Genomic DNA, 19851 nt, shown 5'->3' with positions numbered 1-19851 from the left:
CGAAGAAAGTGAACACCGCTCCGAAGCTGACGATTGCCGCCGGCACGCAAACCGTCTTCTTCTCCCAGGGCATGCACTACAACAAGCGCTGAAATCATGGGGCGTCGACAGCCATCCGCTCGTCGGCGCCCCTTTCTCTTGCAACGGCGTCGAACCAATGAAAATGCGTGCTTCAAAAACGCTGGTTTTCTACCCCGGGCAGGACAAGGTTACTGCTTGCAATTTCCTCACCAAAAACGTGTTTGAATGCAGCTCCGAGGTTGTCGGCCTCCTCGCGTCCTGGGACGAATGGGCATCTCCGGCCGATATCGCCCGCGCCAATGGATGGTCGCGATCCGAGTTGAAGGCTGTCGTTCCGCAATTGGTCGATTTCTCGGCGCTGGTGACAGCCGGCTCGCAACTCGCCGAGCAGGAAGCCCAGTTTTCGGGACAGTGGAGCTGGGGCATCCCGACCGCATTGATGCACTTCTGCGTCCAGGACAGTGAATTCATCACCATCGAGCAATCGGAAGAACGGCAGGTCAAACGCGCCGGCCATACCCCGCAGCCCGAGCTTCTACTCAGGAATCCGCCTGGCGCCATTCGATTGCCGAACGCGTTGGAGGACAACGATCTTCTTGCCCTCATGGCCCAGCGCCGCACCAATCGTACAGCGGGCGCGCCCACCATCACGGCCAAACAGCTCTCGGACTGCCTGTTCGCCGGCCTGGGCATAACCGGGGAGACGACCAACTGCGTCGGTTCGCTGCCGCTCGGCATGACCCCTTCCGGCGGCGCCAGGAACCCATACGAAGCCTATGTTGTCGCGCTGGCGGTGGAGGGGCTGGACCCCGGCGTCTACCACTACTCCGCCGCCGACCACGATCTTGGCCGGATCTCGGCGAACCATCTGCCGAAAATCTCCGAATTGATCGGCGGCCAGGAATGGGCGGATGCGATGCCCTGCCTGATCCTGCTCTGCGCGAAGCTTGATCGCACGATGTGGAAATACGAGGACGCCAATGCCTACCGCGTCGTGCTGATCGAAGCCGGCCATATCGGTCAGAACATCATGCTGGCGGCCACGCGGCATGGCCTGTCGGCGTGTCCCACGGCGGCGTTGTGCCATTCGGCCATCAAGCGCCTGCTCGGCCTGGATCGCCTCACCGACGCGCCAATCTATGCCCTGACCATCGCCGTCCCGGAGAAAGAAGCGCACGCCGCGGGCGGCGCGATCAACTAGCGTATCAGGCCAAGGGTCTTGGCCTGGAAGTAAAGCAAAGAGGCAAGTCAAAGACGCAGTCAAACTGACAGTTCTTGGCATTATACACCGCAAGTACCAGTTGCCAGTAAGCGTTCCTAGAGTTTCACCTAATTGACAGGAGCCACACGTGGCAAATCAATCGTTACGTCAGTCGGAAATCGACAGCCTCCAATACATTGCTACCATGACCAATGAGCTCGTCCAGATGGCGGAGGCGGGCCGTTTCCCAATGATTTCCTATCTGTTGGGCATGGCTTATGCGGAGGCCTTCGACGTTCTTCGCGGCGCGCGGCCGCCTAGGCACTCCAAGTTCGGCAGCGACCCGCTGCATCCGAAGGTGCATTCGAGAGACACTCACGCTCAGCCAAGGAGAGCGTAGCAAAAAATGCGGAGGCCAGTTTCGAACGCGGGGACCGGCTCCATGCCCGGGATGAGCCGCTGGGAGATATTATGCGCGCTGCAAGGCTTGCTGCCGTCACTGAAAACGGCCGTGGCGCGCCTCGACCTTACCCAGATGGCCTATTGGCTTGAGCAGGCGGACGCCGAGTGGCCAAGATTATCAAGGGGCGGCCGAGCGACACCACGGCAATTCCGGCATTGATCGAAACCGGCCCGGACAAGCAGGAAGCGGGTTGCAAAGGCATAGGGGGATACCGCGCATGAACATGATGGCGCCCATCACGGGCATTGATACAGGCGATGTTTTTAGCCGGCTCAGGGACATGATCGGCGGGCGGCCGCAGTCGCCCGACGGCGCACGCGCCGAGGCCCGCCTGCTCGTTTCACGGGCCGTTGCCGATACATGCCATACCGATAACCTGTGGGGCGCGGTGGATGCATTTCACGCCCACTTCGATTTCCTGATGCAGACGATCGACCTCAACGGGGCGGGCGATCCGGGCCTCCGGAGCCTCCGCGCGAAGTGCCGCTTCTACCTGGAGCAGGTCGAAGCGTTGTGCCAGTCGCAGGCCTATCGCTAGACATGCTCTGAACGCGGCAGACGGCCCACCCGTCAAGGCCGTGTTACGCCGCGGGGTGGCGTGCGCGGCTGACGCGCAGCGATCCGGCGCCTCCGCCGTAGGAGCGCTATCGTTGCCAGAACGGCAGCTTGGCGATCTCTTCCTCGGCCTGCCGTCTCGTCAGGCCGATATCGTCGATCAAACGCGGGTTGTCCCTTGCGATCCGCTTGAGGTCCCACCGATGGCGTGTCCGCTCGCGCCAGTGTGCGATCATGCTTCGCAGGGCTGCCAGGGGCCGACGAGTCGATCGCCTTGCAAGCGCTTCCTTACGCGCGGCCTGGCGCGGCGTTGAAGCCAGGATGTTGGTCATGGTAACCTCCATGTGTTCCATGGCCATCGACCTTGGCGATGACGGAGCCGTTTCGCGACGCCGCCATGCTCGCGCATTTCGTCGACGGCTACCGCAAGGCCGGTCTTCCGGAGTGACTTCATGATCTCCCGAACGGCCAGAAGCTTCCGCGCCCGACCTACTCCTCCGAGCGACCAGTGGCGTCACGACCGCGCTCGTATCTGCTGGTGAGCGGAAACGCCGGCAGCCAGGATTCGCGGCGGACGGTCCAGCTTTCGTAGCTTGGCATCAACTGGTCAGGTTCATCCAGCGATCCCAGATGCACTTCGATCTCGTCCCCGGTGCGTGCGAAAACGGACGAGCCGCAGCGGGGACAGAAAAACCGGCCGGCATAGTCGCGCGTTTCACCCTCGATCGTCACCGCATCCTGAGGGAACACGGCGGCAGCGTAAAAAAGCGCGCCATGATGCTTGCGGCAGTCGAGACAGTGACAGATGCCGACCCTGTATGGACGTCCCGACGCCACGATGCGGACGTCGCCACACAGGCAACCACCGGTAAATCGCTCCATGCTGCGTCTCCTCTGAAATCAAGCGACCGGAATGGCTACGACGGATGGCACCGTCATGGCAAACGCCGGATGCACGTCGAGAGCGCGCTACCTGGATATGCGGCCAGACCTAGAATTTTTGTCTTGCTTGGAGGAGACCGACTACGAAGTCTGTTGCGGACGACAAGGGCCCGCACCCGTTGCGCGAAGACCTGTTGTCGGCGGTCTAGTCTAGAAATGCTTTCTGGCGAGGGGCCGCTTCAACGCAAAGCGGGCGAGATTGCCGAGTGTCCTCGCAACCGGCATCTCTTGCAGTCCCGCCGCCGCACCTTTGGCCGTGGCATCCTTTCGAAAGCGGGCCGACCAATCTTCCGTCAGGCTGTCTCGCTGAATCCGCAGTTCCGACACCGGCGTAGCTCCCGCGGCCGGAACATCCATGAAACCCGCCACTGCTTCGATATAAGGCTGCGGGTCGTGCAGCAGATCTTCATAATAGAACTGCCTGAAATCCAGTTCCGAAAGTTTCAGATAGGCCTTCCAGAAGGCGTAGCTCTGTTCAATCTGAAAGTACGCCTGGCAAATCTCGGCAAAGTCGTATGGAAGGGGTTGTTCACGACCTTGGTCGCGAGAGGTCCACAGCCCTGACATCCTGGCCCGATAAAACGAAATCGCCTGCCGGACCCGGTCTCTTCGCTCCAGCACGATGATACCCAGCTCATGCTTCTTTCGAATTTCGAACAGGAAATCCTTTCCGAATTTCTCCTTCGACCAGTGCAGATGTCTTGGGAACAGCTTGACCGCGAAGCGCCCGTTTTCAGTCGATGCTTTCTGAATGAATGTTCTTTCCAGTGCGTCGTATTCGACGGGATCGAACCCCAGGTAAACCGGATCGAGCCATTCTTCCGATATGCCCATCAGGCCTGTCGAGGTCGTCAGGCTTCCCAGCCAATTCGACCCGCTTCTTCCTTCGCTTAGAATCGCAACGCCCCGCAAAAGGTCCTTCGCCTCCCCACGCCCCTAGCCCAATTTCGCGATAATGCGGCCATCGGCGGATTGTTCCGCATTTTTGGAAATGTCTGGGCGAGGGAAATCACGGACCGCGAAATGGCCAATGTCGCAATCGGACGCGGAGCACACCGAGCCCCGATGCCACCTAGTTGCGAAGATTGAACACGAAAGGTGCGAGGATGCTCGTGCCCACTTTCTCGGGTGGCGGCGCCGGCACCGTGGCGCCCTGAAGAGCCGACAGCGCGGCGCGATCGAGGTCGTCACTGCCAGATGAGCGGGAGAGCCTGGCGGTGAGGACCCGGCCAGATCCGTCGACCGTAAATGTCACATATGGGTTGCCCTCCACGCGCCGCGCGCTCGCCGCTCTCGGATAGCGCGTATGCCGCTTGATCCAGGCTCCCAGACGGGAGTTCCATCTGCTGTCGTCACCGGATCTCGTTGCCGCCTCGGCCGACTTCGGCGCGGCTGTCTTGGCTGAGGACTTCACATCCACGCTCGCGGTGACGACGGTTTTCGACGGCGCTGCCTTTTCCTTTTTCTGCCGGGGCTTGGGCTTGTCGACGGGCTTCTTCGCCTTGGCTTCAACCGGCTTCTTTTTCTCGACGGGCGTCTCGACCGGTCTTTGCCGCGGTAAGGGAACGACAACGTCAGGCGCCAGGGCCGGGACGATGTCGGGGACGACCTCGTCCAGCGGCTTCTGATCGGTCGGCTCGGTCATGGCCGGCTGGGCCGGCTCCACCGGCTCGGACGGAGCGGCCTCCGCCTCCTCGGGCACCGGCTCCGGCGAGGGGTCCGTGACAGGCTCCGCCTTGGTGACCGTCTCCAGCGTTTCCGTCGACTCCGTCTGGTCTGGCGGGGTCGGATCCAGCATCGCCGCCTGTTCCTCGGTGGCTGGCGCAACCATCATGGGGGCCATGTCGATCACCATCGCCGGCGGAGGACCTCCGTCCGACGCGTTGGCGTCACTCCATCCCTGGACCCCATAGGCGATCGCTACATGCGCACCGAGAACAAGCGCGGCGGCAGCCGTCCACAAGCCCAGGTCGCGCCAACCAAAGCACGACAGCTGAACCGAAGGGGCCGCCGACTGCTTGGTCATGGCACGACCGCTCCCCTTGGCGTCGGCGCCCCGGCACCGGTGGATGGCATGGTCTCCAGGCCGACCAGCGCGATTTTCAGATAGCCGGCGCCGCGCAGGAGGTTCATCGCCTCCATCAGGTCGCCATAAGCGACCGCCTTGTCGGCGCGCAGGAAGATGCGCGTCTGCTTGTCGCCCTTGGTTCTGCCGTCGAGGGTGGCGGCAAAGCCCGCGCGCGGCACGGTGTCGTTGCCGATCGCCAGGGTGAGATCGTCCTTCAGCGTCAGGAACAACGGCGTCTCGGGGCGGGGCGCCGGCGTCGCGGTGGAGCCCGGCAGGTCGACATTGATGTCGACCGTCGCCAGGGGTGCGGCGACCATGAAGATGATGAGCAGCACCAGGATGACGTCGATGAACGGAGTGACGTTGATCTCGTGATTTTCCTCGAGGTCGCCGTCCAGGTTCTCGCGTATTCTACTTGCCATCGCGCCGCTCCGTCATTCCGCCGCCATGGCGCTCAACGGGGGAACCGTGCGGAAATCCAGGTCCCGGCTGACCAGCCGTTCGACACCGGCCGAAGCATCGGCCAGGATCTGCCGGTAGCCGGCTATGGAGCGCGCGAAGACGTTGTAGATCACCACCGCCGGGATGGCGGCGACCAGCCCCATGGCGGTGGCGAGCAGCGCCTCGGCGATGCCGGGCGCGACGACGGCGAGGTTCGTGGTCTGCGCCTGTGAAATACCGATGAAGGCGTTCATGATGCCCCACACGGTGCCGAACAGGCCGACGAAAGGCGCGGTCGACCCGATCGTCGCCAGCACGCCGGTGCCTCGCGACATGCGCCGCGACGCCGCCGCCTCGATGCGCGACAACCGCGACGCGACCCGCTCCTTCAGCCCGTCTCCGGAGACATGGTCGAGCGCGCCGGCCGAAAGCGCTGCCTCTTCCTCGGCCGCCCGCACCAGCAAGGCGCCCGGTCCGCGGTTGTGGCCAAGCGCACGTCCGGCCTGCGTCAGCGTCGCGGCGTCGCCGATGGCCCGCGCGGCGCGCCGGGCGCGCAGCTTGCCACCAAGAATCTCCAGCGACTTGGCCACCCATATCGTCCAGGTGACGAGGGAGGCAAACGCCAGGCCAAGCATCACCCCTTTCACCACGATGTCGGCGGCCATGAACATGCCCCATGGCGACAGATCGTGCGGCAAGGCCAGTGACGTCGCCGGGTGGCCGGTCATGGGAGTGTCGATGGCGGTGGCATTCGCGGGCATCTGGACCGGCGCGGCCGTGGCTGGCGCTCCATTCGCGGGAGCGACGGAGGCCGGGTTGGATGTTGCTGGGGCGGCCGGGGCGGCCGGTGCGACAGGGGCCGGCGTCTCGACGACAGGAGGGTTGCTCACCGGCTGTTCTTGGGCCGAAACACCACCGGCCGACAGGAACGCGGATGCCACCAGTCCGGCGAACAGACCAATTCTCGACAAGATTCTCGTCCTCATTCTCGCAGCGGCGTGCCGCTCCCTATTTCGCGCAACCCTATGCAAATCCAGTCACTGCACATAGCCTACCGGCTTGCCGGTGATTGGATGCGCGAACACGCCCATCTCCACGCCGAAAATGCTATTGAGCACATCGCCTTGCATGATCTGGTCCGGCGTGCCCCGCGTCAGCAGCTTGCCGTCCTTCAACGCGATCAGTTCGTCGCAATAGCGCGCCGCCATGTTGGGGTCATGCAGGACAACGACGACGCAGAGGTCGCGCTTGCGGCTGAGATCCTTGACGAGGGCCAGAACCTCGACCTGATGGGCGATGTCGAGCGCCGAAATCGGCTCGTCGAGCAGCATGACGCCGGCATTCTGCGCCACCAGCATGGCCAGCCAGGCGCGCTGGCGCTCACCACCGGACAGTTCGTCCACCAACCGGTCGGCAAAACCCTCCATGTCGGTTAGAACAAGCGCCTCCTCGACATGCCGCCTGTCCTCGCCACGGAACCGGCCAAGCGCCCCATGCCAAGGGTAGCGCCCGAGTGTCGCCAGTTCGCGCACGGTAAGACCGGTCGCAGCCGGCGTCGCCTGCGGCAGATAGGCCAGCGCGCGGGCAAGTTCTCGCGCGCCCCACTGCGCCAGCGGCCGCCGGGCGAAGGTGATGGCGCCCGAGCTTGCCGGCTGCTGGCGCGCCAGCAGCTTGATCAGCGTCGACTTGCCCGAGCCATTGTGGCCGATCAGCCCGTAGACGCGCGCTCGTTCCAGTTCGAGCGAGACAGGGCCGAGCAATGTTCGCTCGCCGGCGGCGAAACGCACCGCGTCGATGTGGAAGGCTGTCTCGGCATGAATTCCAGCCACGGTCCTGGTCTCTCTCCTGCACGGCCCCTTGGTCCAGCGATCTGGCTTTCGGCGGCCGATGCCGGTTGACTATGAAACATGACCTTACTAGTCAACATTTAGATGAGTTTTTGAATCAACAAATTTTTGGCACAGCCGCTGCACGTCGAAATTCCGCGGGCAGTGGGATGTACCGAAAAGGCCCTGGCATATTGCGGCCAGGGGGTCCGCGCCCGTAAGCAGAGCCACCGTCGGGGCGCCGCCTGCCCCCGCGCCTCACATCGATGAAAGTCTCCGGTTCGCTCGATGATCAGACGTTTCCTCTCCTATTACGCACCCTGGAAGGGGCTGTTCGCGCTCGACTTTTCCTGCGCCGTGATTGCCGGCCTGCTCGAACTCGGCTTTCCGATGGCGGTCCGCTCCTTCGTCGACCATCTTCTGCCGCGCCAGGACTGGACGCTCATCATCATCGCTTCGGTCGGCCTGCTGGTGATCTATATGCTCAACACGGCGCTGATGGCGGTGGTCACCTATTGGGGCCATATGCTCGGCATCAACATCGAGACCGAGATGCGGCGAAAGAGCTTCGACCATCTGCAGAAGCTCTCCTTCCGCTTCTACGACAACCACAAGACCGGCCATCTCGTCGGCCGCGTGACCAAGGACCTGGAGGAGATCGGCGAGATCGCCCATCACGGCCCCGAGGACCTGTTCATCGCCATCATGACCTTCGCCGGCGCCTTCGTGCTGATGTTCACGGTCAACATGCATCTGGCGCTGGTCACGGCGGTCATCGTGCCTGTCATCGCGTGGGTGACCATGCGCTATGGCGACCGCATGGAGCGCAACTGGCAGGCGCTTTACGGCCGGGTCGGCGATTTCAATGTCCGCATCGAGGAGAATGTCGGCGGCATGCGCGTGGTCCAGGCCTTCGCCAATGAAGAGCATGAGCGCACGCTGTTCGCCGGTGACAACCAGCGCTACCGGCAGACCAAGCTCGATGCCTACCGCATCATGGCCGCCAGCAATTCGCTGAACTACATGGGCATCAGGCTGATCCAGCTCGTGGTCATGCTCGCCGGCAGCTATCTGGTCATCACCGGAGGCCTCAGCAATGGCGGCTTCGTCGGTTTCCTGCTTTTGGTCGGCGTCTTCGTGCGGCCTATCGAGAAGATCAATTCGGTGATCGAAACCTATCCCAAGGGCATTGCCGGCTTCCGGCGCTACACGGAGCTTCTGGACACCGAACCCGATATTGCCGACCGACCCGGCGCCAAGGCTGCCGGCAATCTCAAGGGTGACATCGAGTATCGCGATGTCGGCTTCGGCTATGGCGACGGCAAGCCTGTTCTGAAGGGTATCGACCTGACCATCCACGCCGGCGAGACAATAGCCTTCGTCGGTCCGTCCGGCGCCGGCAAGACCACGCTCTGCTCGCTGCTGCCGCGCTTCTACGAGGTGGATGCCGGTGCGATCAGCATAGACGGCATCGACATCCGCGACATGACGCTGGCCTCGCTGCGCGGCCAGATCGGCATCGTCCAGCAGGATGTTTTCCTGTTTGGCGGTTCGGTCCGCGAAAACATCGCCTATGGCCGTCTTGGCGCCTCCGACGAGGCGATCGCCGACGCGGCGCGGCGGGCCCAGCTCGACGGCATGATCGCCGGGCTGCCCGCCGGCTACGACACCATCATCGGCGAACGCGGCGTCAAGCTTTCAGGCGGCCAGAAACAGCGCCTGGCGATCGCGCGCATGTTCCTGAAGAACCCGCCGATCCTGATCCTCGACGAGGCGACATCCGCGCTCGACACGCAGACGGAACGGGAAATCCAGAAGGCGCTGGCAGCGCTCGCCAAGGGGCGCACCACGCTGGTCATCGCTCATCGCCTGGCGACGATCCGCGGCGCCGACCGCATCGTCGTCGTGTCTGAGTCGGGGATTCTCGAGCAGGGTTCGCACAGTGAACTGCTCCGCGCCGATGGCATCTACCGTCGGCTGCATGACGCCCAGCATCTTGCGCCTTCACATTGATCCCGGACAGGCGTGCTTCAGGGGCCGTCAAGCCGCCGATCCACCCGTGCCACGAGCGGGCACAACGCCGGTTACCGGGAGCATCCCTGAAAAGGCCGGCTCAGATTGCTGAATGCCTCTCCTGCGACAGGCGAGGTACAAACGTGGCCGGCTGCGCGACATCGGTTTCGCGGCGGGCAAGGCTGTTGCGCACCAGCGCGATCGTTTCGCGGCCGGCGGTTGCGATCTGGCGCGGCCTGTCGACGCCCACCACCATGAATTCGGTGATCCCAAGCGCTGTATAGGGAAGCAGCGACAGCGCGGCGCGCGCGGGAGGCCCGGAGAGATCGACAGCCCTGTGCCCAGGCTCGGATGCACCGTCCTCGGGCTGAATGCTGATGGGAAGCGCGAAGCTCAGCTTGCCGACGCGCCCATGCTCGGCCGCGGCGCTGCGCACCCGCTCCATCAGGTGCCGGACCTCGTCCAGCGGCCCGGGCGTCAGCTCGAAGACATCGGCATGCCGGCCCGCCACCCTGAGCGCCGTTCCGGACTGTCCGCCCATCCGAATACTGATACCGGCGCCTTGCGGCTCCTTGCGCGGCACATAGCCACCCTTGATGCTGTAGAAGGTACCTTCGTGGTCGAAGGGATTTTCGTTCGACCACAGCCGCTTCAGCAGCACCAGATATTCGTCGGTCCGCTGCCAGACGACGGTGTGCCCGACCGGCCTTGCGTCGGCATCGTCGTCATTCAGCGGCTCACTGAGCATCCGCAGCGACAGGCGTCCGCCGCTTTTCGCGGCGATGGACGCCAGCTGTCGCGCCGCCACCGTTGGATCGACCACGCCCGCCCAATGCGTCAGCACGACCTCCAGCGACGAGGTGCGATCCAGCACCTGTGCGGCAAGATCCATGTTGGTCAGCAGCCCGGCCTGGTCGTCGACGACAATCCTCCGGAACCCGACATCCTCGATCAGCGACAGCTTCGTCGCGGTTTCCGCGAAATCGTAGAAGAAGGGCACGTTTGAACTCGTGCCGGCGGGCTGAACTTTTCCGGGAACATGCGTGAACTCGATCGGCATTGCCATCTCCATCACGTTGGAACCATTGTTGCGCGACGAATGGTACGCATCAAATCACGACAGGCACGCAGCAGCGTGCCCGGGATTCGGTTCATTCAAACTCCAAATTGCCTGAAAGCGGCGGACGCTACCCTTGGCTCCGAGCCCTGCGACTCACGGAATGATGCCCAGGACAACGGCACCGGTAAAGACGAACGCGAGGGCAAAGACGATGTACGCAAAAGCTCCGGCATAGGCCGGGCGGAAGGTCTGGGCATTGGCCAGCCTCTGGCCGCCGCGATCAGTCTGAGCGTTCTGGATATAGGACATAACGACCTCCGTCTCGACAATTAATCTATAAAACTGGTAGACTTTGTCGATTGCTATTTTTTGCCCATTGTTAGAATGATCTTCTACAAAATTTTGAGATTATGGTAATTCATACTAGGCCCCCGCCGGAAAAGCCGGCCTCACGCGGCGCAAAAGCCAGTCGCATCATCGGCTTGCCAGGGTTTCGGGTACCGCGAGGTCAGCGGCCGGTCAGCAGATGCTTGATGAAAAGGTTGAACAGTTCCGTCTGGCTGGAAATGTCGAGCTTGGCATAGATGTGCTTGCGATGGATCTTCACCGTGCCCTCGGCGATCTCAAGGATCCTGCCGATCGACACCGAGGAATGGCCGCGCAGGATAAGGCTGACGATGCCTTGCTCGCGACGTGTCAGGCGAGACGGCGCGAAGGTTTCGAATGCCTGCTCGACATCCTGGCCAGCGGGCTTGTGCGCGGGTTCGCTGTCCGACCCGGCTGGCGCCAGATGCTCCCAATGCCGTTGCGCCAGGCTCGTCACCATGGGCGCCGTCTGCCGCAACCGCTCAAAGTCCTCGTCGCAGAAGGCCGGGCTGGCATTCGCCCGCAACAGGGAATAGGCGAGATAGAAGCTGCCCTGGACTGGGACGAGGAAGACGATCTCTTCGGCCAGCGTGCCCGACTGCATCGAAATGCATGGATGCACGTCGGGCGAATTGTAGTACTCGCCCTCGAAGAAAGCGTCGGGCGCCAGGTCGGCCAGGCGGTGCAGCCCCTGCGGCGTGCGCCGCGCGCAGGCCGAATAAACGGCATCGAGAAGATAGGTGCCGTTGAGATAATTGGCCATGATCTGGCTCGAGGACACCGCGCCAAGCCCGTCATGCAGGAACATCGGCCGGTTGCGGCCAGGATAGGCAAACACGCAGCTGAGATCGAACGGCGCCACTCCCCGCAACGCGGCGTCGAGCCTCTCGGCAAATCCCTGTTTTCCGATCAGCGACACCAGCTGCGGCAACGCCTCGTGCCAGTCCGCCAGCGCCGACATCCGTTCCATCCCGCCTCCCCCGCCTTCGCATCCTGCACCCGGCGCTGAGCGCCCGACATATCTCCTTGGGGATATATACGCGGATGACCGGCTCCTGAACTATCCCCCGGTCGCAAGGGGCGAAGCGGACAGGCTTTGCCGCAACGAAGGGGAACAGCGATGACAGAGCAAGCCATGGACCGCGGGACGGGCGGCGTCACCTACCAGACCGTCGACAAGCAGTATTTCGAACAGCGTCAGTTGCAGCGTCATGCCGGCCTGTTCTCGCTGTGGATGATGGGGGTCGGCGCGGTGGTGGCCGGCGAATATTCCGGCTGGAACATCGGCCTGGCGCAAGGCGGCTTCGGCGGCATGCTGCTGGCCGCGCTGATCATCGGCTTCATGTACATTTGCCTCTGCTGTTCGATCGGTGAGATGAGCGCGGCGTTGCCGCATACGGGCGGCGCCTATTCCTTCTCGCGCACCGCGCTCGGCCCCTGGGGCGGCTTCACCACCGGGCTTGCCGAGAACATCGAGTTCGTGCTGGCACCGGCCGCCAACATGTTCTTCATGAGTTCATACCTCGCCGCGATCTTCGGCACGCCGCAAAGCGCGCTGCCGCTCTGGTGGGTGGCCGGCTATGTCGTCATGCTAGGCCTGTCGCTGCGCGGCCTCGAACTGTCGATGAAGGTGGTGATCTACATCACCGTGGCGGCGATCGCCGTGCTTCTGTTCTTCTTCGTCGTCGCCATCCCGCATGTCGACTTCTTCAGATACGCGCTGAACATCGGAGCCGCGGCGGATGGTCCGGCCGCGCTGGCCGATGGCAACGGCCCCTGGCTGCCCTTCGGCTTTACCGGCGTCATGCTGGCCCTGCCCTTTGGCGTCTACATGTTCCTGGCCGTGGAACAACTGCCGCTGACGGCGGAAGAAGCGAAGAACCCAACCCGCGACATGCCGCGCGCACTCATCCTGTCGATCGTGACGCTGATCGCGCTGGCGCTCGGCGTGCTGTTCTTCAGCGCCTCGATCCCGCACGGCGCGCATGCGATGGGCTCTTCCGGCGAGCCGCTGCTCGACGGTTTCCGCACCATCTTCGGCGACGGCTGGGCCAAGCTTCTGGCTTCGGTCGCGGTGCTAGGCCTTGCCGCCAGCTTCTTCGCCGGCAGTTTTGCCTCGGGCCGCAACATCTATTCGCTGTCGCGCGCCGGTTACCTGCCCACGTCGCTTTCGGTGACCGGCGCCCGTACCAAGACACCCAACAGGGCGCTCGCCACCGGCTCGGCCATGGCGTTATCGATGCTGCTGGTGGTCTGGTATCTCGGTGGCGAGAACAATGTCGCCTTCATGGGCGGCTTCCTGGTCTCGATGATCGTGTTCGCCGGCATGGTCTCCTACATCCTGCAAAGCATCGCATACCTGCGCCTGCGCACCCTCTATGCCTCGATTGCGCGGCCCTTCGTGAGCCCGCTCGGCCGGTTCGGCGCCTATGCAACGATCCTGATCTGCATCGTCACGCTCGCCTACCAGTTCTTCGATCCGCTCTATCGCTGGGCGGCGATCGCGGCGGCGGTCTGGTACGCGATCGGCCTGGCCTACTTCGGCTTCTATCGCCGCCACCGCCTTGTGCTGTCGCCGGAAGAGGAATTCGCCGTGTCCGGTGGCGCGCTTGGCCATCCCGAGCGTCGGGGATAGCATTGGTTCTACCAGCACATTTGAAATCACCAGGCAGGACACGGGAGTAAAACATGGGCACAAGACTGGCTGGCAAGGTCGCTATCATTTCGGGCGGCGCGACGGGGATGGGAGGCGCAGCCTCGGAGTTGTTCGCGGCCGAGGGCGCCAAGGTGGCGATCATCGACCGTAATGGGGAAGCGGCGGCGGCCACGGCGGCGGCGATCCGCGCGCGCGGCCATGTCGCCGAGCATTTTGTCGCCGACGTGTCCGACGAAGCCCAGGTCGAGGCCGCGGTGAAAGGGGCGACTGAAAAGCTCGGTCCGGTCACGGTACTGTTCAACCATGCCGGCACCATCGTGATAAAACCGTTCCTGGAGACGACGGTGCAGGAATGGGACTGGCTGCATGCCGTCAATGTGCGCTCGATGTTCCTGATGACGCGCGCCGTGCTGCCCGGCATGATAGCGGCGGGCGGCGGCTCGATCGTCTGCACCTCGTCGATCTCTGCGGTGGCGGCGACGCCGATGGAGGTGCTCTACGACACCACCAAGGGCGCCTGCCACATGTTCGCGCGCGCCATTGCCGTGGAATTCCGCGACCGCAACATACGCTGCAACGCGGTCTGCCCAGGCTTCATCCGCACGCCACACGGACTGCGCGAAGTCGCCGATCTCGGCAGGCTGGGCGTCGATGTGTCAGACGCGGCACTTGCCGCGCAGCAGGGCCGGATCGGCGAGCCGGAGGAGGTTGCGAAGGCGGCACTGTATCTGGCCAGCGACGAGGCCAGCTTCGTCAATGGCGCGCATCTGTTCGTGGACAATGGCTTTACCGCGATGTGACCGGACAAGCTTGTCGGGACACTACCCGCGCTTGATCAGCGCCATCGCGAGCCGCCACTCCTTTGATGGCACGGCTGCTCCGCTGTCTTGTTACCCGGCTAACAGGTGCTTCGCTCAAGCCCGTTCGAGCGCGATGGCAATCCCCTGCCCGACGCCGATGCACATGGTGGCCAGCGCGTAGCGAGCCCCGCGCTCACGCAGCTCAAGCGCTGCCGTGCCGGATATGCGGGCGCCGGACATGCCCAGCGGGTGGCCGAGCGCGATGGCGCCGCCATTTGGGTTGACGTGCCCGGCATCCTCCGCGATGCCGAGCTGGCGCAGCACGGCGATGCCTTGCGAGGCGAAGGCTTCGTTGAGCTCGATGACGTCGAACTCTTTTGGCGTCAGGCCGAGCCGCGCGCACAGTTTCCGCGTTGCCGGCGCCGGGCCGATGCCCATGATGCGCGGCTCGACACCGGCGGCGGCCCCGCCGAGGATGCGGGCGATCGGCGTCAGGCCGTACTTCTTGACGGCCGCTTCCGAGGCGACGATCAGCGCCGCCGCCCCGTCATTGACGCCGGATGCATTGCCGGCCGTCACCGTGCCGCCCTGTCGGAACGGCGTCGGCAATTTGGCCAGCGCCTCGACCGTTGTGCCGGCACGGGGATGCTCGTCCTTCGAGACCACAACGGCTTCGCCCTTGCGCTGCGGGATCGTCACCGGCGTGATCTCCTTGGCCAGCCGGCCACTGGCCTGCGCCGCGACCGCCTTGTCCTGGCTGCGCACGGCAAAGGCGTCCTGGTCGGCGCGCGCCACGGAAAAGTCCTCGGCGACGTTCTCGCCGGTCTCCGGCATCGAATCGACGCCGTACTGCTTCTTCATCAGCGGGTTGACGAAACGCCAGCCGATGGTGGTGTCATGGATCTCGGCATTGCGTGAGAAAGCAGTGTCGGCCTTGGGCAGGACGAAGGGCGCCCGGCTCATCGATTCGACGCCGCCGGCAATCATCAGCTCCGCCTCGCCGGCCTTGATGGCGCGCGCCGCCATGGTCAGCGCATCCATGCCGGAGCCGCAAAGACGGTTGACGGTCGAGCCCGGAATCTCCTTCGGCAGGCCAGCCAGCAACAGCGCCATCCTGGCCACATTGCGGTTGTCCTCGCCGGCCTGGTTGGCGCAGCCATAGACGAGATCATCTACCGCTTGCCAGTCAACGCCGGCATTGCGCTCGACCAGCGCCTTCAGCGGGATGGCGCCGAGATCGTCGGCCCGCACGGAAGACAGTGAGCCACCAAAGCGGCCGATAGGCGTGCGGATGTAGTCGCAGATATAGGCTTCGGCCATTAGGCAGCTTTCTCTTTTCCGGTTCCTTCATGCGCTGCCTTGGTTCGTGCCTGCAGGTCGCGCAATGTCTTGAGTTCGAGTTCGCTTGGCGCCGGTGTTTCGTCAAGCGCCTCCGCGAACTTTACCGCCCAGCCACAGGTCTCCTGCACCTGCTGGCGCGAGACGCCCGGATGCAACGACACGACGGTGAATTCCTTGGTCACCGGGTCCGGCTTCCAGATGGCGAGATCGGTGATCAGCAGCGTCGGGCCGGCGGTGTCGATGCCCAGGCGCTTGCGATGATCGCCACCATTGCCATGGCCGAAGGAGGTGAAGAAGTCGATCTTCTCGACCATGCCGCGCCTGGTCTGCGCCATGGTGATGTAGACCTCCTTTGACGAGGTCGCGATCTCCGGGGCGCCGCCGCCGCCGGGCAGCCTTGTCTTGGGATGGAAATAGTCGCCGATGACCGTGGTGTTGATGTTGCCGAACTTGTCGAGCTGCGCCGCACCGAGAAAGCCGATCGAGATCCGGCCGCCCTGCAGCCAGTAGCGAAACATTTCCGGCACCGCGACCGTAGTGACGGCGGTTTCGCACAGGTCGCCATCACCAATCGACAGCGGCAGGACGTCGGGAGCGGTGCCGATCGTGCCGCTCTCATAGATCAAGGTGATGTCCGGCGCATGCGTCAGCCGCGCCACATTGCAGGCGGCCGACGGGGCACCGATGCCAACGAAGCAGACATCGTCATTCCCGAGTGCGCGGCTGGCGGCGATCGTCATCATCTCGTTGGCGGTGAAGCCCAGATTGTCGCTCATGCCGCTTTCCTCAGATGCTCGACTCTATCCGCGAAATCGTCGGCGCTCTTTTCGATGACGTTTGCCTGCATCCACGACTGGAATTTTTCACGGTCGGCGGCGATCCCGTCCCACTCCAGATACGCGGCGTTGTCACGCGCATAATAGCCATGCGCGTAGGATGGATGCGACCCGCCGGGCACGACGGATATCGCTGCTATCGTCCAGCGCGGCAGCACGGTCAAATTGGGATGCAGATCGTCGAAATTGTCGACCACCTCCTCCACCGTCACCACCGCCCTCTTGGCTGCCAGCACCGCTTCCTTCTGGATGCCGATGATGCCCTCGACCAGCACATTGCCTTTCCGATCGGCCTTCTGCGCATGGATGAAGGTGACGTCAGGCCGGATCGAGGGAACGGCCGCCAGCACCTCGCCGGTGAATGGACAGGTGACCGACTTGATGTTCGGGTTGACCACTGCCAGACCTGCGCCGCGATAGCCCCGGAACACGGCGCAAGGCAGGCCGGCCGCGCCCGCCTCATAGGCATTGGCCATGCCGGCATGGCTGTGCTCCTCGATCTCGATCGCCCGCGGAAAGCCGTTCTCGATGGCGTCGCGGGCACGTCGCAGCAGGCCGACGCCAGGATTGCCGACATAGGAGAAGACGATCTTCTTGGCCATGCCCATGCCGATCATCTGGTCGTAGATCAGGTCAGGCGTCATGCGGACCAGGGTCAGGTCGCGAAACCCCTGGCGGATCGCCTCATGCGCCGCCGCCGTCGGGATCAGATGGGTGAAGCCCTCGAAGGCGACAGTGTCGCCACTGTTCAGGTTCTCGGCAACGGCATCTTTGAGCGGCAGGAACTTGACCATCCAACATGCTCCGGGATCCAAAATGTTCGTATTGCGCACATATGTTTTATATGCGATACTTTTTACATCGAATGAAAGCGCCGAGTCAATCCGGACGACGATGCCGTTCCGAGGTGGTGAGATGGACGAAGAAGCCGCTTCCCGTGATCATGTCGGCTCGCTCGAGCGCGGTCTTTCTGTCATGGAGATCCTGGCCCGGCATCCCATGGGCATGACGCTGACCGAAATGGCCGAGCAAGCCGGCCTGACACGCGCCGGCGCCCGCCGCTTCCTGCTGACGCTTGTCGCCACCGGCTACGCCACCCAAAATGGACGTGTGTTCTCGCTGTCGCCACGCCTGCTGACCGTTGCCCGCACCTGGCTCGGAGGCGGCTCGCTGTGGAGCTTCGCCGCACCCATCATGCGGGCGGTGGCAACCCAATTGAACGAGGCCTGCTCGGCGGCGATCCTGTCGGGTCAGGACGTCGTCTATGTCGCCCGCATTCCCGGCCGCCGCATCCTCAGTGTCTCGCTCGATGTCGGCACCAGGCTGCCGGCATACTGCACCTCGATGGGACGCGTGCTGCTGGCTGGGTTGACGCCCCAGGAATTGAAACCATTTCTCGGCCAGGCGACGATCGAGAGACGAACCCCGAAGACGATCACCGACATCGGTCTGCTGGCCGAGGCCATCGGCAAGGCGAAGACGGACGGCTTTGCCATCGTCGACGAGGAGCTGGAACTCGGCCTGCGCTCGATCGCCGTGCCGATCCGCGACCGCGCCGAACGCACGGTGGCGGCAATCAATGTCTCGACCCAGTCGGCGCGCTTTTCAGTCGCCGAGATGGAACGGGAAATCCTGCCGGCCCTGCTTGGCGCGAGGCAGCGCATCGAGGATTTCTTTGTGGTTTAATCAAATGCCCCGAAACCTTTCAACGCCGGCGCTGCCCCTCATTGTCCTGCGGGACATTTCTCCCCGTATAGTGACGGGGAGAAAGTAGCTGGCCGCAACGCCGGCGTTTTATCTACGCTGATGATTGGCGAAAGAAGCGACGAGCGGCCCTCTCCCCGTCTCTATACGGGGAGTTGAGGAATGGTCCGCTTGCGGACGAAAAGCCAATTGCTTGGCTTTCGAATGACGAAAGCAGGCAGGTGAGGGGCAGCGCGAACGTCCGCAATTGCCTCTAATCAATGCTTTATGCGGTCCCGCATTGCGTACCACAACATTCCCAGCACATAGAGCGGCCCGCGCAGCGCCGTGCCGCCCGGGAACGGCATCGGCGTCAGTGTCGAGAACAGATCGAGCCGTGACGCATCGCCCGTGATCGCTTCGGCCAAGAGCTTGCCCGACAGCGTCGACAGGATGACGCCCTTGCCGGAATAGCCATGCGCGAAATAGACCTCGCCATAGTGACCGACATGCGGCAGCCGCGACGTCGTCACCGAAACCAGCCCGCCCCATGCATGATCGATGCGGCAGCCCTTGAGCTGCGGAAAAGTGGCTTCCATGTGCGGCCGCACGAAGCCGGCGATATCAGCCGGCGGCGACGGCGTGTAGCGCTCGCCGCCGCCGAACAGCAGTCGGCCGTCCGCCGACATACGGTAATAGTTCACCACGAAGCGGGTGTCGGACACCGCGACATTGGCCGGGATGACATTGCGCTTGCCCTCCAGAGGCTCGGTGGCGACGATATAGTTGCCGACCGGCATGATGCGGCTGTTGACGCGCGGCTCCAGCCCATGGAGCAGCGCATCGCCCGCCAGCACGACATGCTTCGCCCGGACCGATCCCTTGGCCGTCGACACCCGGATGGACGGTTCGCGCTCCAGTTTTACCGCCACCGAATTCTCGTGGATGACGACGCCGGCGGCCACTGCCGCGCGGGCAAGGCCGAGCGTGTAATTGAGCGGATGCATGTGGCCGCCAAGCGGCTCGTACATCGCTCCATGATAGGGCGTGTCGACCTTGGCCCGGGCATCCGCCGCCGACAGGATCTCGACGTCCCGAAATCTCATCACGCTCTCGAGGCATTTGGCCTCGTCTTCCAGATCCTCGAGATCGGAGCCGTTGACCGCGCCGACCAGATGACCGGTCAGCCTCAGGTCGCAATCTATGGCATGGCGCTCGATGATATCGAGCACCAGGCCGCGTGCCTCGAAGGCAAGATCGAACAGCGCCTTCGCCCGTTCGGGCCCGTAGAGCTTGACCAGCCCCTTCGCGCCCTTGCGCAGGCCGGGGATCATCTGGCCGCCATTGCGGCCCGATGCGCCCCAGCCGATCTTGCCGCCTTCGAGCAGCACCACCTTCAGGCCGCGCTGGGCGGCGTGGAGGGCGGCGGACAGGCCGGTGCAGCCGCCACCGACCACCACCAGATCGGCGTCGACATCGCCGACGAGCGGCGGATGGTCTGGCGCCGGATTGGCGGTGGCGACATAATAGGATTTGCCGATATCGAGACCGGAATTGAAGCCTGTCGAGGGTGCCATTG

The 19851-nt window shown here is 63.6% G+C and carries 21 protein-coding genes; 7 read left to right on the top strand and 14 right to left on the bottom strand.

The features are described from left to right. Positions 1 to 163 precede the first annotated feature (163 nt). From ACO07C_RS18905 to ACO07C_RS18895, 3 genes are all read left to right on the top strand, one after another. Entirely contained in the window at positions 164 to 1222 is a 1059-nt protein-coding gene (locus tag ACO07C_RS18905; protein WP_421915680.1) for a SagB/ThcOx family dehydrogenase, read from the top strand. A gap of 148 nt (positions 1223 to 1370) precedes the next feature. Continuing rightward, positions 1371 to 1622 (top strand): hypothetical protein, encoded by a 252-nt coding sequence (locus tag ACO07C_RS18900; RefSeq protein ID WP_421915679.1) that lies wholly within the window; start codon positions 1371 to 1373, stop codon positions 1620 to 1622. 280 nt (positions 1623 to 1902) lie between these two features. Further along, a complete protein-coding gene (locus ACO07C_RS18895; RefSeq protein WP_421915678.1) occupies positions 1903 to 2223 on the top strand; it encodes a hypothetical protein in 321 nt (106 codons plus the stop codon). A gap of 106 nt (positions 2224 to 2329) precedes the next feature. Here ACO07C_RS18895 and ACO07C_RS18890 read toward each other — a convergent pair whose 3' ends face one another. The 7 genes from ACO07C_RS18890 to ACO07C_RS18860 all read right to left on the bottom strand — a co-directional run bounded on the left by ACO07C_RS18890 (position 2330) and on the right by ACO07C_RS18860 (position 7520). Beyond that, the gene (locus ACO07C_RS18890) at positions 2330 to 2572 is read right to left on the bottom strand and encodes a DUF1127 domain-containing protein (RefSeq protein ID WP_421915677.1); all 243 of its coding nucleotides are present in this window, start codon (positions 2570 to 2572) and stop codon (positions 2330 to 2332) included. Between the two features lie 157 nt (positions 2573 to 2729). Continuing rightward, complete coding sequence (locus ACO07C_RS18885) at positions 2730 to 3122, bottom strand: GFA family protein (RefSeq protein WP_421915676.1); 393 nt, start codon at positions 3120 to 3122, stop codon at positions 2730 to 2732. A gap of 210 nt (positions 3123 to 3332) precedes the next feature. Then, positions 3333 to 4016, bottom strand: coding sequence for a Stf0 family sulfotransferase (locus tag ACO07C_RS18880; protein ID WP_421915675.1), 684 nt, complete (start codon positions 4014 to 4016; stop codon positions 3333 to 3335). A 238-nt stretch (positions 4017 to 4254) separates the two neighbouring features. Next, positions 4255 to 5208 carry a TonB family protein gene (locus tag ACO07C_RS18875; protein WP_421915674.1) on the bottom strand — a complete coding sequence of 318 codons (954 nt, stop codon included), beginning with the start codon at positions 5206 to 5208 and terminating at the stop codon, positions 4255 to 4257. Continuing rightward, a complete protein-coding gene (gene exbD, locus ACO07C_RS18870; protein ID WP_421915673.1) occupies positions 5205 to 5672 on the bottom strand; it encodes a TonB system transport protein ExbD in 468 nt (155 codons plus the stop codon). Before exbD ends, ACO07C_RS18875 begins: the two co-directional genes overlap by 4 nt. A gap of 12 nt (positions 5673 to 5684) precedes the next feature. Continuing rightward, complete coding sequence (gene exbB, locus ACO07C_RS18865) at positions 5685 to 6662, bottom strand: tonB-system energizer ExbB (protein WP_421915672.1); 978 nt, start codon at positions 6660 to 6662, stop codon at positions 5685 to 5687. Positions 6663 to 6728: 66 nt separating this feature from the next. Beyond that, on the bottom strand, positions 6729 to 7520 hold the full coding sequence (locus tag ACO07C_RS18860) for an ATP-binding cassette domain-containing protein (RefSeq protein ID WP_421915671.1): 792 nt from the start codon (positions 7518 to 7520) through the stop codon (positions 6729 to 6731). Between the two features lie 285 nt (positions 7521 to 7805). Between ACO07C_RS18860 and ACO07C_RS18855 the strand changes: the two genes are divergently transcribed. After that, a complete protein-coding gene (locus ACO07C_RS18855; protein WP_421915670.1) occupies positions 7806 to 9530 on the top strand; it encodes an ABC transporter ATP-binding protein in 1725 nt (574 codons plus the stop codon). A 100-nt stretch (positions 9531 to 9630) separates the two neighbouring features. On the opposite strand, the gene ACO07C_RS18850 is transcribed toward ACO07C_RS18855, so the two are convergent. The 3 genes from ACO07C_RS18850 to ACO07C_RS18840 all read right to left on the bottom strand — a co-directional run bounded on the left by ACO07C_RS18850 (position 9631) and on the right by ACO07C_RS18840 (position 11926). Next, positions 9631 to 10590, bottom strand: a complete 960-nt coding sequence (locus tag ACO07C_RS18850; protein WP_421915669.1) for an LLM class flavin-dependent oxidoreductase — start codon at positions 10588 to 10590, stop codon at positions 9631 to 9633. Between the two features lie 153 nt (positions 10591 to 10743). Beyond that, entirely contained in the window at positions 10744 to 10899 is a 156-nt protein-coding gene (locus ACO07C_RS18845) for a hypothetical protein (protein WP_421915668.1), read from the bottom strand. A 199-nt stretch (positions 10900 to 11098) separates the two neighbouring features. Continuing rightward, positions 11099 to 11926, bottom strand: coding sequence for a helix-turn-helix transcriptional regulator (locus ACO07C_RS18840; RefSeq protein ID WP_421915667.1), 828 nt, complete (start codon positions 11924 to 11926; stop codon positions 11099 to 11101). A gap of 165 nt (positions 11927 to 12091) precedes the next feature. On the opposite strand from ACO07C_RS18840, the gene ACO07C_RS18835 reads away from it, so the two are divergent. Together ACO07C_RS18835 and ACO07C_RS18830 are read left to right on the top strand one after the other, a co-directional pair. After that, a complete protein-coding gene (locus tag ACO07C_RS18835; RefSeq protein ID WP_421917567.1) occupies positions 12092 to 13591 on the top strand; it encodes an amino acid permease in 1500 nt (499 codons plus the stop codon). Between the two features lie 53 nt (positions 13592 to 13644). Further along, the gene (locus ACO07C_RS18830; RefSeq protein ID WP_421915666.1) at positions 13645 to 14412 is read left to right on the top strand and encodes an SDR family NAD(P)-dependent oxidoreductase; all 768 of its coding nucleotides are present in this window, start codon (positions 13645 to 13647) and stop codon (positions 14410 to 14412) included. 114 nt (positions 14413 to 14526) lie between these two features. On the opposite strand, the gene pcaF is transcribed toward ACO07C_RS18830, so the two are convergent. The 3 genes from pcaF to ACO07C_RS18815 are packed head-to-tail and all read right to left on the bottom strand — an operon-like array spanning position 14527 to position 17383. Continuing rightward, positions 14527 to 15732, bottom strand: a complete 1206-nt coding sequence (pcaF, locus tag ACO07C_RS18825; protein WP_421915665.1) for a 3-oxoadipyl-CoA thiolase — start codon at positions 15730 to 15732, stop codon at positions 14527 to 14529. Continuing rightward, complete coding sequence (locus ACO07C_RS18820; protein ID WP_421915664.1) at positions 15732 to 16529, bottom strand: CoA-transferase subunit beta; 798 nt, start codon at positions 16527 to 16529, stop codon at positions 15732 to 15734. The genes pcaF and ACO07C_RS18820 overlap by 1 nt, the downstream gene beginning before the upstream one ends. Further along, positions 16526 to 17383: a CoA transferase subunit A gene (locus ACO07C_RS18815; RefSeq protein WP_421915663.1), complete on the bottom strand. Its 858-nt coding sequence runs from the start codon at positions 17381 to 17383 to the stop codon at positions 16526 to 16528. The genes ACO07C_RS18820 and ACO07C_RS18815 overlap by 4 nt, the downstream gene beginning before the upstream one ends. 121 nt (positions 17384 to 17504) lie before the next feature. On the opposite strand from ACO07C_RS18815, the gene ACO07C_RS18810 reads away from it, so the two are divergent. Continuing rightward, positions 17505 to 18275, top strand: a complete 771-nt coding sequence (locus tag ACO07C_RS18810) for an IclR family transcriptional regulator domain-containing protein (protein WP_421915662.1) — start codon at positions 17505 to 17507, stop codon at positions 18273 to 18275. Positions 18276 to 18550: 275 nt separating this feature from the next. Here ACO07C_RS18810 and ACO07C_RS18805 read toward each other — a convergent pair whose 3' ends face one another. Further along, positions 18551 to 19849 (bottom strand): NAD(P)/FAD-dependent oxidoreductase, encoded by a 1299-nt coding sequence (locus ACO07C_RS18805; protein ID WP_421915661.1) that lies wholly within the window; start codon positions 19847 to 19849, stop codon positions 18551 to 18553. Between the last annotated feature and the right edge of the window lie 2 nt (positions 19850 to 19851).

This window comes from Mesorhizobium sp., from assembly GCF_965229135.1.
Taxonomy (GTDB): Bacteria; Pseudomonadota; Alphaproteobacteria; order Rhizobiales; family Rhizobiaceae; genus Mesorhizobium.
This window is presented reverse-complemented; position numbering and strand designations above follow the sequence as displayed.

Coding starts and splice junctions, on each gene's coding strand:
- ACO07C_RS18905 (WP_421915680.1), top strand. CDS start 164: ATGCGTGCTTCAAAAACGCTGGTTTTCTACCCCGGGCAGGACAAGGTT.
- ACO07C_RS18895 (WP_421915678.1), top strand. CDS start 1,903: ATGAACATGATGGCGCCCATCACGGGCATTGATACAGGCGATGTTTTT.
- ACO07C_RS18890 (WP_421915677.1), bottom strand. CDS start 2,572: ATGACCAACATCCTGGCTTCAACGCCGCGCCAGGCCGCGCGTAAGGAA.
- ACO07C_RS18885 (WP_421915676.1), bottom strand. CDS start 3,122: ATGGAGCGATTTACCGGTGGTTGCCTGTGTGGCGACGTCCGCATCGTG.
- ACO07C_RS18880 (WP_421915675.1), bottom strand. CDS start 4,016: ATGGGCATATCGGAAGAATGGCTCGATCCGGTTTACCTGGGGTTCGAT.
- ACO07C_RS18875 (WP_421915674.1), bottom strand. CDS start 5,208: ATGACCAAGCAGTCGGCGGCCCCTTCGGTTCAGCTGTCGTGCTTTGGT.
- exbD (WP_421915673.1), bottom strand. CDS start 5,672: ATGGCAAGTAGAATACGCGAGAACCTGGACGGCGACCTCGAGGAAAAT.
- ACO07C_RS18855 (WP_421915670.1), top strand. CDS start 7,806: ATGATCAGACGTTTCCTCTCCTATTACGCACCCTGGAAGGGGCTGTTC.
- ACO07C_RS18850 (WP_421915669.1), bottom strand. CDS start 10,590: ATGCCGATCGAGTTCACGCATGTTCCCGGAAAAGTTCAGCCCGCCGGC.
- ACO07C_RS18845 (WP_421915668.1), bottom strand. CDS start 10,899: ATGTCCTATATCCAGAACGCTCAGACTGATCGCGGCGGCCAGAGGCTG.
- ACO07C_RS18840 (WP_421915667.1), bottom strand. CDS start 11,926: ATGGAACGGATGTCGGCGCTGGCGGACTGGCACGAGGCGTTGCCGCAG.
- ACO07C_RS18835 (WP_421917567.1), top strand. CDS start 12,092: ATGGACCGCGGGACGGGCGGCGTCACCTACCAGACCGTCGACAAGCAG.
- ACO07C_RS18830 (WP_421915666.1), top strand. CDS start 13,645: ATGGGCACAAGACTGGCTGGCAAGGTCGCTATCATTTCGGGCGGCGCG.
- pcaF (WP_421915665.1), bottom strand. CDS start 15,732: ATGGCCGAAGCCTATATCTGCGACTACATCCGCACGCCTATCGGCCGC.
- ACO07C_RS18820 (WP_421915664.1), bottom strand. CDS start 16,529: ATGAGCGACAATCTGGGCTTCACCGCCAACGAGATGATGACGATCGCC.
- ACO07C_RS18815 (WP_421915663.1), bottom strand. CDS start 17,383: ATGGTCAAGTTCCTGCCGCTCAAAGATGCCGTTGCCGAGAACCTGAAC.
- ACO07C_RS18810 (WP_421915662.1), top strand. CDS start 17,505: ATGGACGAAGAAGCCGCTTCCCGTGATCATGTCGGCTCGCTCGAGCGC.
- ACO07C_RS18805 (WP_421915661.1), bottom strand. CDS start 19,849: ATGGCACCCTCGACAGGCTTCAATTCCGGTCTCGATATCGGCAAATCC.